Origin of the sequence: Streptomyces sp. NPDC006655, from assembly GCF_040703965.1 — a bacterium.
In the GTDB taxonomy this organism is placed as follows: Bacteria; Actinomycetota; Actinomycetes; order Streptomycetales; family Streptomycetaceae; genus Streptomyces.
Genome location: NZ_JBEYJU010000025.1, coordinates 58,286 through 76,924, shown reverse-complemented (window position 1 = coordinate 76,924; position 18,639 = coordinate 58,286). Strand labels below are relative to the sequence as shown.

Here is an 18,639-nt window from a genome sequence, read left to right as displayed (position 1 = left end):
GTGCATCGAACCGTATAGTCATGCCATCCAGAGGAGGATGGACATGGCGGTACGTGCGGCGGTGGCCGGAGCGAGCGGGTACGCGGGCGGAGAGGTCCTGCGGCTGCTCCTCGCGCACCCCGAGGTCGAGATCGGCACCCTGACCGGCAACTCCAACGCGGGCCAGCGCCTGGGCGCGCTCCAGCCGCACCTGCTGCCGCTCGCAGACCGGGTGCTCGCGGAGACGACCCCCGAGGCCCTCGCCGGGCACGACGTCGTCTTCCTCGCGCTCCCGCACGGGCAGTCCGCCGCCGTCGCCGAGCAGCTCGGCCCGGACGTCCTCGTCGTCGACATGGGCGCCGACTTCCGTCTGAAGGACCCGGCCGACTGGGAGCGCTTCTACGGTTCCCCGCACGCCGGCACCTGGCCCTACGGCCTCCCCGAACTGCCGGGTGCCCGCGCCGCGCTGGAGGGGTCCAAGCGCATCGCGGTGCCCGGTTGCTACCCCACCGCCGTCTCCCTCGCCCTCTACCCGGCCTACGCGGCCCGGATCGCCGGGCCCGAGGCGGTGATCGTCGCCGCGTCCGGCACCTCCGGCGCGGGCAAGGCACCCAAGCCGCACCTGCTGGGCAGCGAGGTCATGGGCTCGATGACGCCGTACGGCGTCGGCGGCGGCCACCGGCACACCCCCGAGATGATCCAGAACCTGAGCGCGGCGGCGGGGGAGCGGATCGCCGTCTCCTTCACCCCGACGCTCGCGCCGATGCCCCGCGGCATCCTCGCCACGTGCAGTGCCAAGGCCGTGGCCGGGGTGACCGCCGAGTCCCTGCGCGCGGTCTACGAGAAGGCCTACGCCGACGAGCCCTTCGTCCACCTGCTCCCCGAGGGACAGTGGCCGGCCACCGCGTCCGTCCACGGTTCCAACGCCGTTCAGGTGCAGGTCGCCTTCGACGAGGCCGTCGGCCGCATCATCGCGATCAGTGCCATCGACAACCTGACCAAGGGCACCGCGGGCGGTGCCGTCCAGAGCATGAACCTCGCCCTGGGTCTCGCCGAGACCACCGGGCTGACCACGATCGGAGTTGCGCCGTGAGCGTGACGGCAGCGAAGGGATTCACGGCCGCGGGCATCGCCGCCGGGATCAAGGAGAACGGCAACCCGGACCTGGCCCTCGTGGTCAACACCGGGCCGCGCCGCGCCGCCGCGGGCGTCTTCACCTCCAACCGCGTCAAGGCCGCGCCGGTGCTGTGGTCCGAGCAGGTTCTCAAGAGCGGCCAGGTCTCGGCCGTCGTCCTGAACTCCGGCGGCGCCAACGCCTGTACCGGCCCCAAGGGCTTCCAGGACACCCACGCCACCGCCGAGAAGGTCGCCGAGGTGCTGGGGCGCGGTGCCATCGAGGTCGCGGTCTGTTCCACCGGCCTGATCGGCGTCCTGCTGCCCATGGACAAGCTGCTGCCGGGGGTGGAGACCGCGGCCGCCGCCCTCAGCGAGCACGGCGGCGAGAAGGCCGCCATCGCCATCAAGACCACCGACACCGTGCACAAGACCTCGGTCGTCACCTGGGGGTCCCCCCGGACGGAGTCTGGGGGAGGCTGGACCGTCGGCGGGATGGCCAAGGGCGCCGGCATGCTCGCCCCCGGACTCGCCACCATGCTGGTCGTCCTCACCACGGACGCGGTCGTGGAGAGCGAGGTGCTGGACAGGGCGCTGCGGGCCGCCACCCGGACCACCTTCGACCGCGTCGACTCCGACGGCTGCATGTCCACCAACGACACCGTGCTGCTGCTCGCCTCCGGTGCGGCCGGCGTCACCCCGGAGTACGCGGAGTTCGCCGAGGCCGTCCGGGCCGTCTGCGACGACCTCGGTCAGCAGCTGATCCGGGACGCCGAGGGCGCCAGCAAGGACATCAAGGTGGAAGTGGTCAACGCCGCCTCCGAGGACGACGCCGTCGAGGTGGGCCGGTCCATCGCCCGCAACAACCTCCTCAAGTGCGCCATCCACGGCGAGGACCCCAACTGGGGCCGCGTGCTCTCCGCGATCGGCACGACGAAGGCCGCCTTCGAGCCGGACCGGCTCAACGTCGCCATCAACGGCGTCTGGGTCTGCAAGAACGGCGGCGTGGGCGAGGACCGCGAGAAGGTCGACATGCGCTACCGCGAGGTGCACATCGTCGCCGACCTCGCCGCCGGCACCGAGACCGCCACCATCTGGACCAACGACCTGACCGCCGACTACGTCCACGAGAACAGCGCTTATTCGTCATGAGCACCACGCGTAGGCACACCGCGCTGCCCAAGGCGCAGATCCTCATCGAGGCGCTGCCGTGGCTGGTCCGGCACAACGGCAGGACCGTCGTGATCAAGTTCGGCGGCAACGCCATGATCGACGAGGACCTCAAGGCCGCCTTCGCGCAGGACGTCGTCTTCCTGCACCACGCCGGCCTCAAGCCGGTCGTCGTGCACGGCGGCGGCCCGCAGATCAGCGCCGCCCTCGACAAGCACGGCATCGTCAGCGAGTTCAAGGCCGGCCTCAGGGTCACCACCGAGGACGCCATGGACGTCGTACGGATGGTGCTCGCCGGGCAGGTCCAGCGGGAGCTGGTCAACCTGCTCAACCAGCACGGGCCGCTCGCCGTCGGACTCACCGGCGAGGACGCCCACACCATCACCGCCACCAAGCACACGCCCGAGATCGACGGCGAACGCGTCGACATCGGGCGGGTCGGCGAGATCACCGCGATCGACACGGGCGCGATCGAGGCACTGCTCGCCGACGGCCGGATCCCGGTCGTCTCCTCCATCGCCCGCTCCCAGGACGACGGGCATGTCTACAACGTCAATGCTGATACGGCGGCTGCGGCACTCGCTGCTGCGCTGGGCGCCGAAACCCTCATGGTCCTCACCGACGTGGAGGGCCTCTACGAGGACTGGCCGAACTCCGACGAGGTGATCAGCCGCCTCACCGCTTCCCAACTGGAGAAGCTGCTGCCGGACCTGAGCTCCGGCATGGTGCCGAAGATGGAGGGCTGCCTGCACGCCGTACGCAACGGCGTGACCACCGCCCGCGTCATCGACGGCCGGGTCCAGCACTCGATCCTGCTGGAGATCTTCACGGACGAAGGCATCGGCACGATGGTCGTGCCGGACGCGGAGGGGGAGTCATGAGCAACCAGGAACTGACCGCGCGGTGGCAGGGCACGCTCATGAACAACTACGGCACCCCGCGGCTGCCCCTGGTGCGCGGCGAGGGCGTCAAGGTCTGGGACACCGAGGGACGGCAGTACCACGACTTCGTCGGCGGCATCGCCACCAACGCGCTCGGCCACGCCCACCCCGCGGTCGTCGAGGCCGTCAGCAGGCAGATCGCGTCCCTCGGCCACATCTCCAACTTCTTCATGGCCGAGCCCACCGTCGCCCTCGCCGAACGGCTGATCCAGCTCTTCGGCCGGGACGGCAGGGTCTTCTTCTGCAACTCCGGCGCCGAGGCCAACGAGGCCGCCTTCAAGATCGGCCGGCTGACCGGGCGGACCCACATGGTCGCCACCGACGGCGGCTTCCACGGCCGGACCATGGGCGCCCTCGCGCTCACCGGACAGCCCACCAAGCAGGACCCGTTCCGCCCGCTGCCCGGCGACGTCACCCACGTGCCCTACGGCGACGCACAGGCGCTGGCGGCCGCGGTCACCGAGGAGACCGCCCTCGTCGTCATCGAACCCGTCCAGGGCGAGAACGGCGTGGTCGTCCCCCCGGCCGGCTACCTCAAGGCGGCCCGCGCGATCACCGCCGCCACCGGCGCCCTGCTCGTCCTCGACGAGGTGCAGACCGGCATCGGCCGTACCGGCACCTGGTTCGAGTACCAGGCCCACGAGGGCGTGCTGCCCGACGTCGTCACCCTCGCCAAGCAGCTCGGCGGCGGACTGCCGCTGGGCGCGACCGTGGCCTTCGGCCGCGCCGCCGACCTGCTCCAGCCCGGCCACCACGGCACCACCTTCGGCGGCAACCCGGTCGCCTGCGCCGCCGGGCTCGCCGTCCTCGACACCATCGAGAACGAGGGGCTGCTGGAGAACGTCAAGCGGCAGAGCGGCAGGTTGCGCGACGGAATCGAGGGTCTGGGCCACGGGTTGATCGATTATGTCCGGGGGGCGGGTCTCCTCCTGGGTATCGTGCTCACCGAGCCGCGCGCAGCGCAGGTGCAGCAGGCGGCTCAGGAGGCCGGGTTCCTGGTGAACGCGCCCGCTCCCGACGTCGTACGGCTGATGCCGCCGCTGAACCTCCGCGACGCCGAGGCGGACGCGCTGCTCGGGGCCCTGCCCGGCATCCTCGACGCAGCGAGCGGGGACGGACGATCCGGAGAATGAGACGACGATGAGCCAGGCGCAGGAGTTCGACCAGTCGGGCGGCACGGGGGCCGCGGTGCCGCAGACCCGGACCGCCCGGCACCGCCGGATCGTGGACATCCTCAACCGGCAGCCGGTGCGCTCGCAGAGCCAGCTCGCCAAGCTGCTGGCCGACGACGGGCTCACCGTCACCCAGGCGACGCTCTCCCGGGACCTCGACGAGCTGAACGCGGTGAAGATCCGCAACACCGACGGCGAGCTCATCTACGCGGTGCCCAGCGAGGGCGGTTTCCGCACCCCCCGCGCCCCGCTGGGGGAGTCGGCCAAGGAGGAGCGGATGCGCCGCCTCTCCCAGGAACTGCTGATCTCCGCCGAGGCGTCGGCGAACCTGGTCGTGCTGCGCACCCCGCCCGGCGCGGCCCAGTTCCTCGCCTCGGCGATCGACCAGGCCGAGCTGCACGACATCCTGGGCACCATCGCGGGCGACGACACCCTGCTGCTCATCAGCCGTGAGCCGACCGGCGGCCAGGCCCTCGCGGACCACCTGCTGCGCCTGGCCCAGAACGGCCACTGACCCGCGTGCGGGGCCCGGCCCGCCGACGGACAATGAGTATGTGATCTTCCGCGGCGAGCGGCCGGGCGGGCGGGCAATCCCTTGGCGTCCGTCCAACGTATACAGAGGTGTGACGGGCTTCCGGTTCCCCGTCGGCCGCCTCCCGGACGAGGCTCTGCTGTCCGGACTGGCGACCGGCGACCCGGAGCTCGCGGTGATCTTCGTACGGAGGTTCCAGCAGCGGGTCTTCGGCGTCGCCATGGCCGTCACCGGGGACCAGCAGCTCGCCGAGGACATCGCCCAGCAGACTTTCGAGCGTGCCTGGCGGCACGCCCAGATCTACGACCCGCGCCGTGGCTCGGTCACCACCTGGCTGACGACCATCGCGCACAACCTCGCCGTCGACGCCGTCCGCGCCCGCCGGACGGAGCCGATGGCACCCGAGGACCTCGACCCCCTCCTGGAGGCCGTCACCGAGACCCCCGAACGGTGGGCGCTGGCCGACGAGGCCTCCACCCAGCTCCGGGCCGCCCTCGGCCGGCTGCCCAGGGAACAGGCCAGGGCCCTGATGCTGGCAGGCATCTACGGCATGACGGCCCAGCAGGTCGCCGACGCGGAGCAGATCCCGCTGGGCACCGCCAAGACCCGGATCAGGACGGCGATGGCAAGGCTCCGCACCGCACTCACGGCTCCGGAGGGAGGCGGCGATGACCGGTGACGCACCCTGCGAGAAGCTGCGGGAGGACGGCGCCGAGCTGGCCCTGGGCGTGCTGCCCGGCCGTGAGCGGGCCGAGGCCCTCGCCCACCTCGACGGGTGTGCGGACTGCCGCGAATACGTTCGCCAACTGACCGGGATCGGCGACCGGTTGATCGGCCTGCTGCCGGAGAGCGAGCCACCGCCCGGCTTCGAGTCCCGGGTGGCGCGCAGCCTCGCCGAGATGGCGACCGGGCCGGAAGGGGACCGGCAGCGCCTGCGCGGCCGCGCCCGGCGGGCCCGGCTGCGACTGGCCACGGCCGCCGCCGCCCTCGCCGTCGCGGTCGGATTCGCCGGCTGGGGGATCGGCACCGTCGTCGAGGAGGCCACCGCCCCGCCACCGGCCGCCGTCGAGTCCGAACCCGTCCTGGTCGGGGACATGATTCCGACCGGCGGCGGGCAGCCGGTCGGCGAGGTCTACGCCCATCCCGGCAGCCCCGCCTGGATGTTCGTGTCCGTCGCCCTCGAAGGACCCGCGCGCCCCGGCCGGGTCACCTGCCTCCTCGCCCGCGCCGACGGTACGACCACCCGGGTCGGCGACTTCCCGCTGCGCCACGGACGCGCCGACTGGGGCGTGGCGGTCCCCGTCGACCTCGCCAGGTACTCCGGCGCCCGCCTGACCTCCGCCGACGGGACCGTCCTCGCCACCGCCCAGTTGCACCGGGGCAAGGTGGTGACACCGCTGACGTGACTCACCGGCCGCGGGCCGGTGACGGCAGGACCGCCTCCAGCTCGGCGGCCAGCTCGGCGACCCCGGGACGGCTCGCCGGATCCGTCCGCAGGCACCCGTCGACGGCCGCCGCGAGAGCGCGGGGCAGCCGCCGCAGCGAGGAGACCGGCGCCGGCCGCGGCGGGCACCGCGGCCCGCTCCCGCCGGGCTCCGGCACACCGGTTCCGCAGGCCGCCTCGTGGAGGACGACGCCGATGCCCCACACGTCGGCGGCGGGCGTCAGGATCCCGTCCCGCAGCTGTTCGGGAGCGCGGTAGCCGCGGGTGCCGAGACCCGCGGGCGCGGGCCCGGGGGGCCGGGCCACGCTCAGGTCGAGCACCTTGACGTGACCGCGCTCCACCACCACGTTGGCCGGCTTGAGATCCAGGTGCAGCAGGCCCCGCCCGTGCAGATAGTGCACCGCCGAGCACAACTGCACCCCGAGCAGCGCCACATCGGCGGCGGACGGCCGCCGCCGCAGCCGGTGCAGCAGATGGGAGAGCGTCTCACCGGTCAGCGTCTCCAGGACGACGAGCGGCTCGGGGGAGCCGAAGACGTCGTAACCGCGGACCAGATGCGGATGACTGAGGTCCCGCAGGCGGCGGCCCTCCCGCAGCAGCCGCGCGCCCAGCCCCCGCTCGCCCCGCCGGTCGGGACGCACCACCTTGATCACGCACCGGCAGTACCGCTCCGCGCTCCAGGCGTCGTGGACGTCCAGCCACCCGGTCCGGGTGAGATGGGCCAGCACCTCGTACCCCGGGACCGGTTCCGTGCCCGGCGCCAGCGGTGGCGCCCCGCCCGCGAAGCTCATGACAGCACCGCTCCCGCGTGCAGCCGGTGCAGCCGGGCGTACGGCCCCTCGCGCCCGAGCAGCTCCGCGTGCGCCCCGTCCTCCACGACCCGGCCGTGGTCGAGCACCACGATCCGGGTGGCGTCGCGGACGGTCAGCAGGTTGTGGGAGATGACCACGGTCGTCCGCCCGGCCATCAGCCGCCGCAGCGGCTCCATGATCCGCCGCCCCGACCCGGCGTCGAGCCCCGCGGTCGGCTCGTCCAGCAGCAGCACCGGAGCGTTGCGGATCATCGCCCGGGCGATCGCCAGCCGCTGGCACTGGCCCCCGGAGAGCGTCCGGCCGCGCTGGCCCACGAGGGTGTCGTAGCCCTGCGGGAGCCGCTCGACGAACTCGTGCGCGTCCGCCGCCCGGGCCGCCGTGACGATCTCCGCGTCGGTGGCCGCGGGCCTGCCGTAGGCGATGTTCTCCCGCACGGTGCCGTGGAAGACGAGCGTCTCCTGGAGCACCACCGCCACGCTCTCCCGCACGTCGGCGAGGCTCAGCTCGCGCAGGTCGGCACCGTCGAGGCGGACCGCGCCCCGGTCCGGGTCGTAGAACCGCAACTGGAGCTTCGCGACCGTGGACTTGCCCGCCCCGCTCGCCCCGACCAGTGCCAGCGTCTCCCCGGGCGCCACCCGGAAGGACACGTCCGCCAGCGCGTGGGCCGCCGTACCGGGATAGCGGAACCACACCCCGTCGAACTCGACGGCGCCGTGCGCCCGTCCGATCCGCCGGGGGTGCGGTGCCTCGGCCACCTGGGGCCGCTGGTCGAGGAGTTCGATGATCCGTTCCGCCGAGGCGGAGGCCGCGTAGAAGGTGGTGCCGAGTCCGGACAGGCCGTGGACCGGGCCGTAGAGCTTGCCGATCAGGGCGAGGAACACCAGCAGCCCGCCGAGCGTGAGCTGGCCCTGGGCCAGCTTCCAGGTGCCGAGACCCAGCACCACGAGGCCGCCCGACACCTCGATGATCTCCACGACGGGGCGGTAGACCGCGCGGATCCGTGCCGAGGCCATCGCCGCCCGGAACCTGCCGACGCTCTCCTGCTCGAACCGGCTCGCCTCCCAGCCCTGCCGGTTGTACGCCTGCACCAGCGCGACGTTGCCCAGTGACTCCTCGGCGACCGCGCTGAGCGAACCCGAGCGCCGTCTGCGTTCCCGTGACGCGTCCTTGATGAGCCGGGAGAAGTGCCGGGCGCAGCCCCAGAAGAGCGGCACGACCGCGAGCGAGAGCAGGGTCAGGTCCCAGCGCAGGTAGAACAGCAGACCGACGAAGACCGCGAGCCGGATCACGTAGTACAGGGCGTCGGCGACACCCGAGAGCAGAAAGGTCTCCACCGCGTCGACGTCACCCGTGATCCGGGACAGCACGTCCCCGAGCCTGCGACGCTCGAAGAAGCCGAGCGACAGCCCCTGGACATGCCGGAAGACGTCGGAGCGCAGCGCGAGCAGGAAGCGTTCGCCGACCCAGGTGGACGTCACGTCGTCGGCGAAGCGGAGCATGCCGGAGCAGATGACGAGGGCGAGGAAGGCCGGCGCGATCCACAGGAAGGGCCGCAGGTCGCGGGGGACGAGCACGTCGTCGATGACGAGCTTGAAGAGCCAGAGTTCGGCCGCGTCGACGGCGGGAGCGGTCAGGCTCAGCAGGACGACGGGCACCAGCCAGTGGCGGCCGCCGCGGGTGTACGGCCAGAACCGCCGGAACACCTCGCGCGGGGCGACCGCGGGCGCGGCCGCGACCACGCCCTCGGAGGGGACGGCGGGTGACAGCAGACGCCGCAGGACATGCGCCATGGCGGGAGTTCCTCGTGAGCAGGCGGCGGCGCGGACCGGCTGCCCCGGTAGCCGGTCCGCTCACCCTTCCCGCTGCGGTCAGTAGCCGTTGTGGCCGTGCCGGTCGCCGCCGCCGCCATGGCGGTCGCCGCCGAAGTCGCCGTGTTCGTCGCCGTGCCGGTCGCCGTGCCGGTCGCCGCCGAAGTCGCCGTGTTCGTCGCCGTGGCCGGACGAGCCGTGGTCGTGGTGGCGGTGCATCGCCGGCAACAGATTGCTGAAGATGGCCATGGTGTTCCTCCCGAAACTTGCTTCATAGGGGATACGGGGGAGGAAGGGATATGGATGGCGATCCGCGGGACAAAAGTGAAAAAAGCTCGCTCGGCGACACCCGGCGCTGCTCCGACACCCGGCGCTGCTCTGTGCGCTCGGTGCTGCCTCGTCCCCTCAGCCGAGCCGCGCCGCGAGTCCCCCGGTGCACCGCACCTCGTCACCGGCCGTGATCAGCAGCCCCTCCACGTCCGGCAGCGACTCCAGGAAGGCCAGCCCGGCCCGCGACCCCATCGCGAACGCCGCCGTGGCCCAGCAGTCCACCCACGTCAGTCGCGGGCCCACCACCGTCACCGCCACCAGGTCCGTCACCGCCGACCTGCCCGTCCGCGGATCGACGATGTGGGCGCCCCGCTCCGCCGTGCCCGAGGTCGCGACCGACAACTCGGTCACGCCCGCCGCGGAGATGACCGCCGCCAGCCCGCCGGGCCGCAGCGGGTCCGCGATGCCCACCCGCCACGCCCGCGTGGGCTCCGGCGCGCCGAACATCTGCACGTCGCCGCCGCCGTTGACGCTGACGCCGCTGACCCCGGCCACCCTTGCGAGCGCCCGGGCCGCCCGCTCCGCCGACCAGCCCTTGACGATGCCGGTGGGATCGAGCGGGCCCCGGTAGCGCGTGCTGAACCAGCCGTCGCTCACCCGCTCCGCCTCGGCCGCCAGTGCCAGCACCTCGGCGACCTCGGGATCGCACTGCGCGACGTCGATCTCCGCCCGCGCCAGCCGGGACACCTGGCTGCTGTCGCGGTAGGTGCTGAACACCTCGTCGACCCGGTGCAGCCCGGCCACCGCCTCGTCCAGGGCGGCCCGTACCGCTTCCGGATCCCCGCCGCGGACGTCGAAGGAGAAGACGGTCCCCATGACCTCCTCCGCGTGCCGCACCGCGGCGGGCGCCTCCGCGGGCTCCGCCACCGCCTCAGCCACCTGCCTGGTCCAGCGCCGACTGCAGCGACTGCTTGTAGCCGGTGCTGGTGTAGGTGGCGCCGGAGACGGAGTCGATGTTCGCGTTGCCGGCCGCCACCGCCTCCTTGTTGAGCTGCGGCACGGCCAGCGCCGTCTTCTGGTCGCTGAGACCGCCCTTGGGGGCCTGGACGGCCTCCGCCTTGGTGATCTTCCCGCCCGCGACGGTGATCCGGACCTGGACGGCCCCGTACTGGGTCTGCGCGACCTGCCCGGTCACCGTCTTCGCCTGCGCCTGCGCGGACCCCGACGAAGAGGACCCCGACGAAGAGGACCCCGAAGAGGAACCCGAGGACGAGCCGGAGGACGACGACGAGGAGGCCGCCTGCTTCACCTTGTCCAGCGCCGACTGCAGCGACTGCTTGTACCCGGTGCTCGTGTACGTCGCCCCGGACACGGAGTCGATGTTCGCGCTCTGCGCCGCCACCGCCTCCTTGTTGAGCTGCGGCACCGACAACGCGGTCTTCTGGTCGCTGGTGCCGCCCTTGGGTGCCTGGATCGCCTGGGCCTGGGTGATCTTGCCGTTGGCCACGGTCAGCCGGACCTGCACGACCCCGTACTGCGTCTGGGTCGCGGCCCCGTCCACGGTCGTGGCGCCGGCGGCTCCGGTGCCGCCCTGCGGCGACTCCTGCCCGGCCGCCGCGGCCGACGGCGCCGCGCCCGCCGCGGACGCGGCCGCCGGGTCCGACGACGGCTTCAGCGACAGCAGCAGCACGACACCGGACACGGTCGCCGCGGTGGCCAGCACCACACGCCTGATGGGGTGACTCTTCCTCATCGTTCCCGAACTCCTGATTCCCTGGATTCCCGTGTGGTCCCGTCGCTCACATCTCGAACGACTCGTGATGGATGCGGCGGGCGGGGACCCCCGCGCCGCGCAGTGCTTCGTACACGCCCTGCGCGAACCCGGGCGGGCCGCACATGAAGACGTCGTGGTCGTCGATGTCCGGGATCTTCCGCTGGAGGTTCTCCGCGGAGATGTCGGGACGCTCGCCCTGCGGACTGTTGACCGCGTACATCAGCCGGGCCCCGCGCTCCTCGGCGATCTTCGCCAGTTCGTCCCACAGGGCCAGGTCCTGCGTGGTGTTGGCCCGGTAGAGCAGGGTCAGGTCGCCCGCGGCGCCGGGCAGGGTCTCGAACAGCGCCCGCATGGGCGTGATCCCGACGCCGCCCGCCACCAGCAGGACCTTGCCGCGACTGCGCCGGGACGCGGTCATCGCCCCGTACGGCCCTTCGGCCCACACCTTGGTTCCGGGCCGCAGTTCGCGCAGCCGCGCGCTGTGGTCGCCGATCGCCTTGACGGTGATCCGCAGCATGTCGGGGCGGGGGGCCGCCGACAGGGAGTACGGGTGCGAGCTGAACCGCATCCCGGGCGCCAGGAACCGCCAGCGGAAGAACTGGCCGGCCTCCGCGCCCATCCGGTGCAGCTTGCGCCCGCCGATCAGCACCGACACGATGCCCGGCGTCTCCTCGATGACCGCCTCGACCCGCATCCGGTGCCGCAGGTTGAGCCGGATCGGGGTGAGGATCCGGTACCAGACGACCAGCAGGGTGACGGCGCCGTAGAGGCCGTACCAGAAGGTCTTGGCGGCCGGGGTGAGGGCGAAGTCGTTGCCGGTGGTGATCTGGTGCCAGAACGTCAGGAACACCGCGCCGTAGGTGAGCACGTGCACGTGGTACCAGGTGTCGTACGGCAGCCTGCGCCGGACCGGGCCGATCGAGGTCAGGCCGATGACGACGAAGAGACCGGTGCCGATGGCGGCCTTGCCCATGTCGGGCAGCTGGTTGATGGAGTCGATCGTCTGCTGGACGATGTCGTTCAGCGTCTTGCCCGCCTGGAGCGCGTAGCCCCACATGATGAGGAAGACGTGCGCGAAGACCAGGCAGAGCGTGTAGCGGCCGCTCATCGCGTGCCAGCGGGCGACGCGGTCGGAGCCGACCCGCCGCTCCAGCGCCGGCACCCGGGCCATCTGCAGCACGACCAGTGCCATCAGGTAGCCGGCCAGCAGACCGGTGATGCGGCCCGCGTTGAGTATCTTGCCGTTGGTGTCGGCGATGGACGGGGTGTTGTGCCACCACAGCCAGAGCACGGCCGCCGCGCCCGCCCACACGGCGAGCAGCAGCGGTACGGCCGGGGAGCGGCGCGGGCGGATGCGGCGCATCGTCTGGCGGCGGGCGGCACGTCCGCCTGCGAGTGTGGTGGTCACGGTTCCTCCGTGGGGAATTGACCCTTGGCCCACAGGTACGTGCCGTAGCGCCTGATTGTTCAGAGTCCCGCGGAGTCGAGTGCGGACTGGAGTGACTGCTGGTAACCCTCGCTGGTGTAGGTGGCCCCGGAGACGGTGTCGATGCTCGCGCTCTGCGCCGCCAGCGCCTCGCTGCGCAACTGCGGCAGGGCGTAGCTGTTGATCTGCTGGTCGCGCGGGTTGTCCTGCGGGTACTGGACGGCCGTCACGTCGGTGATCTTGCCGCTCCTGACGGTCACCCGGACCTGGACGGGCCCCCAGCGGGTCTGCACGGTGTTCCCGGTGACGGTCTTGGTGCCGGTACTGGCGCTCCCGGACTTGCCCGACTTGCCGGAACCGGAACCGGAAGCGGTGCCGGAGCCGGCAGTCGCACCCGGTGTGGCGCTCGCGCTGCTGGACGGCGCCGGAGCCGCCGAGTCCGTGATCACCGTCGGGCCGGTGTGCGGCTTCAGCGCCAGCAGCAGCACGATCCCGGAGACGGTCGTGGCACTCGCCAGCATGACCCGGCGCAGCGGGCGGTTCTTGTTCAGTGCGTGCACGGCAGCGGCCTCACAGCTCGAAGGACTCGTGGTGGATACGGCGGTCGGGCACCCCGGCGGCCCGCAGCGCCGTGTACATCTCCTGGGCGAAGCCGTGCGGACCGCAGAGGTAGACGTCGTGCGCGGCGAGGCCGGGGAAGCCGGCGCGCAGCGCCTCCGGCGTCAGGGCGGGGCGTTCGCCCCGCGGGCCGTTGAGGGCGTAGAGCACCCGGGCCCCCCGCCACCGCGCGATCGCCTCCAGCTCGCCGCCCAGCGCCAGGTCCTCCGCCGTGCGGGCCCGGTAGAGCAGGGTGACCTCGCCGGGCAGCGTCTCGAACAGCGCCCGCAGCGGGGTGACGCCGACACCGGCCGCGATCAGCAGGGAGCGCCGGGCGGTGGCCCGGTCGGCGGTGAGGGAGCCGTACGGACCCTCCGCCCACACCCGGGTGCCGGGCCGCAGCAGCGGCACGGCCGCGCTGTGGTCGCCGAGCGCCTTGACGGTGATCCGCAGCAGGTCGCCGCGCGGCGGCGCGGACAGCGAGTAGGGCGTCGACGTCCAGCCCATGCCGTCCCCGCCGAAGAAGCGCCAGCGGAAGAACTGCCCTGCCTGCGCGCCCAGTTCGTCGATCCGCCGCCCTCGGATCACGACCGAGTACACGCCGGGCGCCTCCTGCTGCACGGACTCCACCCGCAACCGGTGCCGGAGATTGAGCCGGACCGGCGCCAGCACCCGGAACCACAGCACCAGGGCCGCGGCCCCCAGGTACAGCGCGTACCAGAAGGCGGTGGCGACCGGCTTGCCGTTCAGGTCGTTGCCGAGCGCCAGCTGGTGGCCGAAGGCGAGGAAGACGGCCGCGTACGTCAGCAGGTGGACGTAGTACCAGAACTCGTAGCTGGTACGACGGCGCACCGCACGCGCCGAGGTGATGCCGACCGCGAAGAGGATCGCCGTGCCGGCGGTCGCCTTGAGCATCTCCGGATAGTGCAGGACGACGTCGACCGCCTCGCGGACGACCCCGGCGTGGTCCTGGGCCGCGTACCCGGTGAGGATCAGTACGACATGCGCGACCAGCAGGCACACCGTGTACCGGCCGGCCATCGCGTGCCAGCGGGCCACCCGGTCCGACCCGACCCGGACCTCCAGCAGCGGCACCCGGGCCATCAGCGCCACCAGCACCGCGCAGGCGTACCCGCACAGCAGTCCGGCGATCCGCCCGGCCCCCGTCAGCCAGCCCGCGGCACCGACGATCGACCCGGTGTCGGACCACCACAGCGCGAGCACGGCCGCCGCCCCGGCCCACAGCACGGTGAGCACCGCGACGGCGGGGGAGCGGCGCGTGGCCACGGCGTGCGCGGCCGGGGCCGTGCGCCGTTCGTCCACGGTCGTCATGAGAGGCGTCCTTTCTCCGGTCAGGACGCCCACTGTGCAGCGCGAACCTCTGAGGGACCTCTGAGCGGGCCCCGTCCCGGCCCACTCAGAGGAAACTCACAGCACCCGCGGGCACTGCTCGGCGCCCGGAGGAGAGATGCTGGTGGACGCGATGAACACCACCCGTTCCGGGCGCCCCGCCCTCACCCGACCCGACGGCACCCCGCTGCGCGTCCTCGTCGTCGACGACGACCCCGACCTCGCGGAGGTGCTCACCGGCGCCCTGCGCTATGAGGGCTGGCAGGTCCGCGCCGCGGGCGACGGCGCGAGCGCGCTGACCGCGGCGCAGGAGCTGATGCCGGACGCGGTGGTCCTCGACGTGATGCTCCCGGACACCGACGGCTTCGCCGTGCTGCGCTCGCTGCACCAGGTCAAGCCGGACGTCTGTGTGCTCTTCCTCACCGCCCGGGACGCCGTCGAGGACCGGATCGCCGGTATCACCGCGGGCGGTGACGACTACGTCACCAAGCCGTTCAGCCTGGAGGAGGTCGTCGCCCGGCTGCGCGGCCTGCTGCGCCGTGCCGGCATGGCCCGCCAGCAGGAGGACGGGCCCCGGCTCACGGTCGGCGACCTCACCATGGACGAGGAGGCCCGCGAGGTCACCCGGGCCGGTGAACTGATCGAGCTGTCCCCGACCGAGTTCGAACTCCTCCGCTTCCTGATGCGCAACCCGCGCCGCGTGCTCAGCAAGGCCCAGATCCTCGACCGGGTCTGGTCCTACGACTTCGGCGGCCGGGCCCATGTCGTCGAGCTGTACATCTCCTACCTGCGCAAGAAGGTGGACGCGGGCCGCGATCCCATGATCCACACGGTGCGCGGCGCGGGCTACGTCCTCAAACCGGTGACCAGGTGAACCCCTTGCGACGGCTACGGCACCTGCCCCGCCCCCGCTTCCCCCGCACCCTGCGGGCCCGCCTCACCGCGGGCCTGGTGGTGCTGCTGGCTGTGAGCTGCGCGGCCGTCGGCGTCGCCGCGGTGGTCGAGCTGAACGGCTTCCTCACCGGCCGCGTCGACCAGCAGCTGCAGCAGAGCGGGCCGAGCTTCCCGCAGTCCCTCGAACACGGCAGGATCAAACCCAGCGACCGGGACGGCGACGAGCACGGCGACACCCGCCGCCAGGCCGCCGGCACCTTCGGCGCGCGCCTGGTGAACGGCCGGATCACCAACGCGGCCCTGATCCCCGCCGACGACGATCCGGACCTGACCGTCGGTCTCACCGCACGCGACCGCACGGCTCTGGCCGAGGTGCCGGCGAACGGCAGGGGACACACCGTCCGCCTGCGCTCGATCGGCGACTACCGGATCGTGGCCTGGACCGGCCTCGACGGCGACGTCCTGATGACCGGTCTGCCCCTGGAGCCGGTGCACGCGACCGTGCACCGCCTGGAACTGGTCGCCGCGGTGGTCTTCGGCCTCGCCCTGGTCGTGGCCGGGGTGGCCGGCGCCCTCTGGGTCCGCTGGTCCCTGCGCCCCCTGAGCCGGGTCGCGGCCACCGCCACCAGGGTCAGCGAGCTGCCCCTCGCCAGCGGCGAGGTGGCACTGCCGCCCCGGGCGCCCGAGTCCGACCCCCGCGGCGAGGTCGGCCGGGTGGCCACCGCCTTCAACCGCATGCTCGGTCACGTCGAGGACGCCCTCACCAAACGCCACGCGAGCGAGGAGCGTCTGCGGACCTTCGCCGCCGACGCCAGCCACGAACTGCGCACCCCGGTCGCCTCGGTCCGCGGCCACGCGGAACTCGCCCTGTTCCATCCCGGCCCGGTGCCGCCCGAGATCACCCGGGCCCTGGAACGCATCGCCGCCGAGTCCGCGCGCATGGGCGAGATGGTCGACGACCTTCTCCTGCTGGCCCGCCTGGACGCGGGCCGTCCCCTCGAACGCACCCCGGTGGACCTCACCCGACTGGTCCTGGACGCGGTGACGGACGCCCGCGCCGCCGGCCCGGACCACCGATGGTCCCTGGACCTTCCGGAGGACCCGGTCACGGTCCCGGGCGACACCCACCGCCTCCACCAGGTGCTGGCCAACCTGCTGGCCAACGCGCGCCTGCACACACCGGCCGGTACGAAGGTGACGGTGACCCTGGAGACGGACGGCGGACGGGCCGTCCTGCACGTCCACGACGACGGTCCCGGCATCCCGGCCGACGTCCAGCCGGGCGTCTTCGAACGCTTCACCAGGGCGGAACACCGCCGCCGCCAGGACGCGACAGGGGCAGGAGCGGGCCTGGGGCTGTCGATCGTGGCGGCGGTGGTGGAGGCGCACGCGGGAACGGTGACCCTGCGGAGCCGTCCGGGTGCGACCACGTTCACGGTGGAACTGCCTGCGACCCCTGCCCCCCAGGGGCGCAGGGCGGTCAGTACCGAGTGAGCGCCGTGTCCCCGGTCGCGGTCCCCACAGCGATGTGCGGCCCCTTCCGCGGGTCGACCCACTGAAGGATCCGCCGCATCGCGTCCCGGGGCACCGACACACATCCGGCGGTCGCCCCCGCCCCGTTGACGTGGAGGAAGATTCCGGCCCCCCGGCCCCGCACCGGCTTCCGGTAGTTGAACCCGATCACCAGCGCGTAGGCGTACGGCGTCGGGTACGACGACAACCGCTCCGACTCCGCGGCCCGGCAGTCGCCCGGCAAGGGCTCCACCCAGCGGTTGTAGGAGGCCGAGTCGTCGTCCTGGCACCACCAGGAGTCCGCGCTCACCCGCCGGTACGCGACCGACGTCCCGGTCGGCGCCGCCCGTAGTCCGAAGCCGAACGGGAGGTCGTACAGCCCGGTGGGGGTCGTGTTCGTGCCCTGCTTCCGTGCGGCCCCCTCGACCAGGCCGTTCGCCCCGAACCGGGCGGCGGCGGAGCCCTCCTTCACCCACGCGCCGCCCCGGCGCTCCCACCAGGTCAGGGTCCCGGAGGTCGCACCCGGCGCGGACGCCTCGGCGGTGATCAGCTGGCTGCCGCCGCCCGTGTCGGCCAGCAGGGCGGGCAGTGGCGAGGGGTCCCCGGTCCCCGGAGCCGCGCCGAGCAGCAGCAGGGAGGCGGAGACGAGGGCGTGGAGGCGGCCGGGGCGCATGGCTCAGACCGTAGGCGCGGGCGGCGGCGTGGGCAGCCCGGGTGGGCCGTCCGGGCGCACCGCGGCGCCGGGGACCGTCCGTCGCCTGACACGTCACCGTGGCCGCCCCGGCCGGCGCTGTACGCGGGGCGGCCACGGCTGCCTGTCACGTCACTTGGTGAGCGTGCAGGCGGCCAGGGAGTCGAGGCCGGTGGGCTTGGCGGCGGTACGGCCGATCGAGATGGCGATCCGGTCGATGGTCGACTTCCGCTTGTCCGCCAGCGGGCCGAGGATCGCGTTCTGCACGAAGTTCGGGCCGCCCTGGCCGACCGTGCTCCGGAGCCGGTTGTTGGCCTCCTGGATCTGCGTCTGGAGGAGCGCGAGGTTGCGGGTGACCTCCGCCTGCGCGGTGGCGGGGACCGCCGGCAGCTTCGAGGCGACGTCCGGGCAGCTGATCGTGCCCACCGCGCTGTTGCCGGTGTTCTTCCCGGCGTTGCCGGTCGACTGCTGCTGGTTGGCCGCCGTGCCGGGCGCGGCGGACGCCGCGGTCGAGCCCGTCGCGGTGCCGGTGCCGGTGCCGGTGTTCGTGTTCGTGCCGCCCGCGTTCAGGGCGCAGGGCGCCAGCGCGTCCAGACCGGCCGGCTTGGCGGCCGTGCGGCCGATCGCCGTCGCGATCCTGTTGACCGTCGCGACGCGCTTGTCCTTGAGGGGACCGAGGATCGCGTTGTTCACGAAGTTGGGCCCGCCCTGGCCCACGGTGTCGACCAGCCGCTTGTTGGCCTCCTGGATCTGCGTCTGGAGGAGCGCGAGGTTGCGGTCGACCTCGGCCTTCGCGGTGGCGGGGACCGCCGGCAGCTTGGAGGCGACGTCCGGGCAGGTGATCGTGCCGGGCGAGGCCGCGAAGGTGCGGGCATTGCTGGTGTCGCTGCTCTTGTCCGGCGTTCCGGCCAGGGCCGAACCGGCGATGACCGCACCGGACAGCGCCACCGCGGCGGCGCCGCCGATGAACGCGACACGACGCTTGTTGTACTTGGGGAGAGCCCTGGACATGCGGATGCCTCACTTGGGTCAGAGGTGGGTTTACCAACGCGGCGCCGGCGTTCAGGCATGGGTACGGGTAAGCGGTTTCGTTTGTTCAAAGCTTTCTGAGAATCCGTCCGCGATCCCAGTGGATTGACGAATCATGCATAGCT

Annotated in this window: 19 protein-coding genes; 9 read left to right on the top strand and 10 right to left on the bottom strand. The window is 72.8% G+C overall.

Annotation, left to right across the window (positions count from 1 at the left end; translation table 11 throughout):
• Window positions 1-43 precede the first annotated feature (43 nt).
• From argC to AB0958_RS17070, 7 genes are all read left to right on the top strand, one after another.
• Window positions 44-1,072, top strand: a complete 1,029-nt coding sequence (argC, locus tag AB0958_RS17100) for an N-acetyl-gamma-glutamyl-phosphate reductase (protein ID WP_366891225.1) — start codon at window positions 44-46, stop codon at window positions 1,070-1,072.
• The gene (gene argJ / locus AB0958_RS17095; protein WP_366891224.1) at window positions 1,069-2,244 is read left to right on the top strand and encodes a bifunctional glutamate N-acetyltransferase/amino-acid acetyltransferase ArgJ; all 1,176 of its coding nucleotides are present in this window, start codon (window positions 1,069-1,071) and stop codon (window positions 2,242-2,244) included. Before argC ends, argJ begins: the two co-directional genes overlap by 4 nt.
• Window positions 2,241-3,143: an acetylglutamate kinase gene (gene argB, locus AB0958_RS17090; RefSeq protein ID WP_366891223.1), complete on the top strand. Its 903-nt coding sequence runs from the start codon at window positions 2,241-2,243 to the stop codon at window positions 3,141-3,143. Before argJ ends, argB begins: the two co-directional genes overlap by 4 nt.
• The gene (locus AB0958_RS17085) at window positions 3,140-4,336 is read left to right on the top strand and encodes an acetylornithine transaminase (protein WP_366891222.1); all 1,197 of its coding nucleotides are present in this window, start codon (window positions 3,140-3,142) and stop codon (window positions 4,334-4,336) included. The genes argB and AB0958_RS17085 overlap by 4 nt, the downstream gene beginning before the upstream one ends.
• Window positions 4,337-4,343: 7 nt before the next feature.
• Window positions 4,344-4,889, top strand: coding sequence for an arginine repressor (locus AB0958_RS17080; protein ID WP_123978432.1), 546 nt, complete (start codon window positions 4,344-4,346; stop codon window positions 4,887-4,889).
• 109 nt (window positions 4,890-4,998) lie between these two features.
• Entirely contained in the window at window positions 4,999-5,586 is a 588-nt protein-coding gene (locus AB0958_RS17075; protein WP_366891221.1) for an RNA polymerase sigma factor, read from the top strand.
• Window positions 5,576-6,313, top strand: coding sequence for a zf-HC2 domain-containing protein (locus AB0958_RS17070; protein WP_366891220.1), 738 nt, complete (start codon window positions 5,576-5,578; stop codon window positions 6,311-6,313). Before AB0958_RS17075 ends, AB0958_RS17070 begins: the two co-directional genes overlap by 11 nt.
• Before the next feature lies 1 nt (window position 6,314).
• Here the strand turns inward: AB0958_RS17070 and AB0958_RS17065 are convergent, their stop codons facing one another.
• The 8 genes from AB0958_RS17065 to AB0958_RS17030 form a co-directional block, all read right to left on the bottom strand.
• The gene (locus AB0958_RS17065) at window positions 6,315-7,142 is read right to left on the bottom strand and encodes a serine/threonine-protein kinase (RefSeq protein ID WP_366891219.1); all 828 of its coding nucleotides are present in this window, start codon (window positions 7,140-7,142) and stop codon (window positions 6,315-6,317) included.
• Entirely contained in the window at window positions 7,139-8,953 is a 1,815-nt protein-coding gene (locus AB0958_RS17060) for an ABC transporter ATP-binding protein (RefSeq protein WP_366891218.1), read from the bottom strand. The genes AB0958_RS17065 and AB0958_RS17060 overlap by 4 nt, the downstream gene beginning before the upstream one ends.
• A 78-nt stretch (window positions 8,954-9,031) precedes the next feature.
• Complete coding sequence (locus tag AB0958_RS17055) at window positions 9,032-9,220, bottom strand: hypothetical protein (RefSeq protein WP_366891217.1); 189 nt, start codon at window positions 9,218-9,220, stop codon at window positions 9,032-9,034.
• A gap of 156 nt (window positions 9,221-9,376) precedes the next feature.
• Window positions 9,377-10,117: an FAD:protein FMN transferase gene (locus AB0958_RS17050; protein WP_366891250.1), complete on the bottom strand. Its 741-nt coding sequence runs from the start codon at window positions 10,115-10,117 to the stop codon at window positions 9,377-9,379.
• A 55-nt stretch (window positions 10,118-10,172) separates the two neighbouring features.
• Complete coding sequence (locus AB0958_RS17045) at window positions 10,173-10,994, bottom strand: FMN-binding protein (protein ID WP_366891216.1); 822 nt, start codon at window positions 10,992-10,994, stop codon at window positions 10,173-10,175.
• Window positions 10,995-11,040: 46 nt separating this feature from the next.
• Window positions 11,041-12,423, bottom strand: coding sequence for a ferredoxin reductase family protein (locus tag AB0958_RS17040; RefSeq protein WP_366891215.1), 1,383 nt, complete (start codon window positions 12,421-12,423; stop codon window positions 11,041-11,043).
• A 59-nt stretch (window positions 12,424-12,482) separates the two neighbouring features.
• On the bottom strand, window positions 12,483-13,001 hold the full coding sequence (locus AB0958_RS17035) for an FMN-binding protein (protein ID WP_366891214.1): 519 nt from the start codon (window positions 12,999-13,001) through the stop codon (window positions 12,483-12,485).
• Window positions 13,002-13,011: 10 nt separating this feature from the next.
• Window positions 13,012-14,370, bottom strand: a complete 1,359-nt coding sequence (locus AB0958_RS17030) for a ferric reductase-like transmembrane domain-containing protein (RefSeq protein WP_366891213.1) — start codon at window positions 14,368-14,370, stop codon at window positions 13,012-13,014.
• Between the two features lie 151 nt (window positions 14,371-14,521).
• Between AB0958_RS17030 and AB0958_RS17025 the strand changes: the two genes are divergently transcribed.
• Entirely contained in the window at window positions 14,522-15,262 is a 741-nt protein-coding gene (locus AB0958_RS17025) for a response regulator transcription factor (protein ID WP_366891249.1), read from the top strand.
• A 5-nt stretch (window positions 15,263-15,267) separates the two neighbouring features.
• Complete coding sequence (locus AB0958_RS17020) at window positions 15,268-16,776, top strand: HAMP domain-containing sensor histidine kinase (RefSeq protein ID WP_366891212.1); 1,509 nt, start codon at window positions 15,268-15,270, stop codon at window positions 16,774-16,776.
• On the opposite strand, the gene AB0958_RS17015 is transcribed toward AB0958_RS17020, so the two are convergent.
• The gene (locus tag AB0958_RS17015; protein ID WP_366891211.1) at window positions 16,763-17,467 is read right to left on the bottom strand and encodes a L,D-transpeptidase family protein; all 705 of its coding nucleotides are present in this window, start codon (window positions 17,465-17,467) and stop codon (window positions 16,763-16,765) included. The genes AB0958_RS17020 and AB0958_RS17015 overlap by 14 nt on opposite strands.
• Window positions 17,468-17,617: 150 nt before the next feature.
• Entirely contained in the window at window positions 17,618-18,496 is an 879-nt protein-coding gene (locus tag AB0958_RS17010) for a hypothetical protein (protein WP_366891210.1), read from the bottom strand.
• Window positions 18,497-18,639 lie beyond the last annotated feature (143 nt).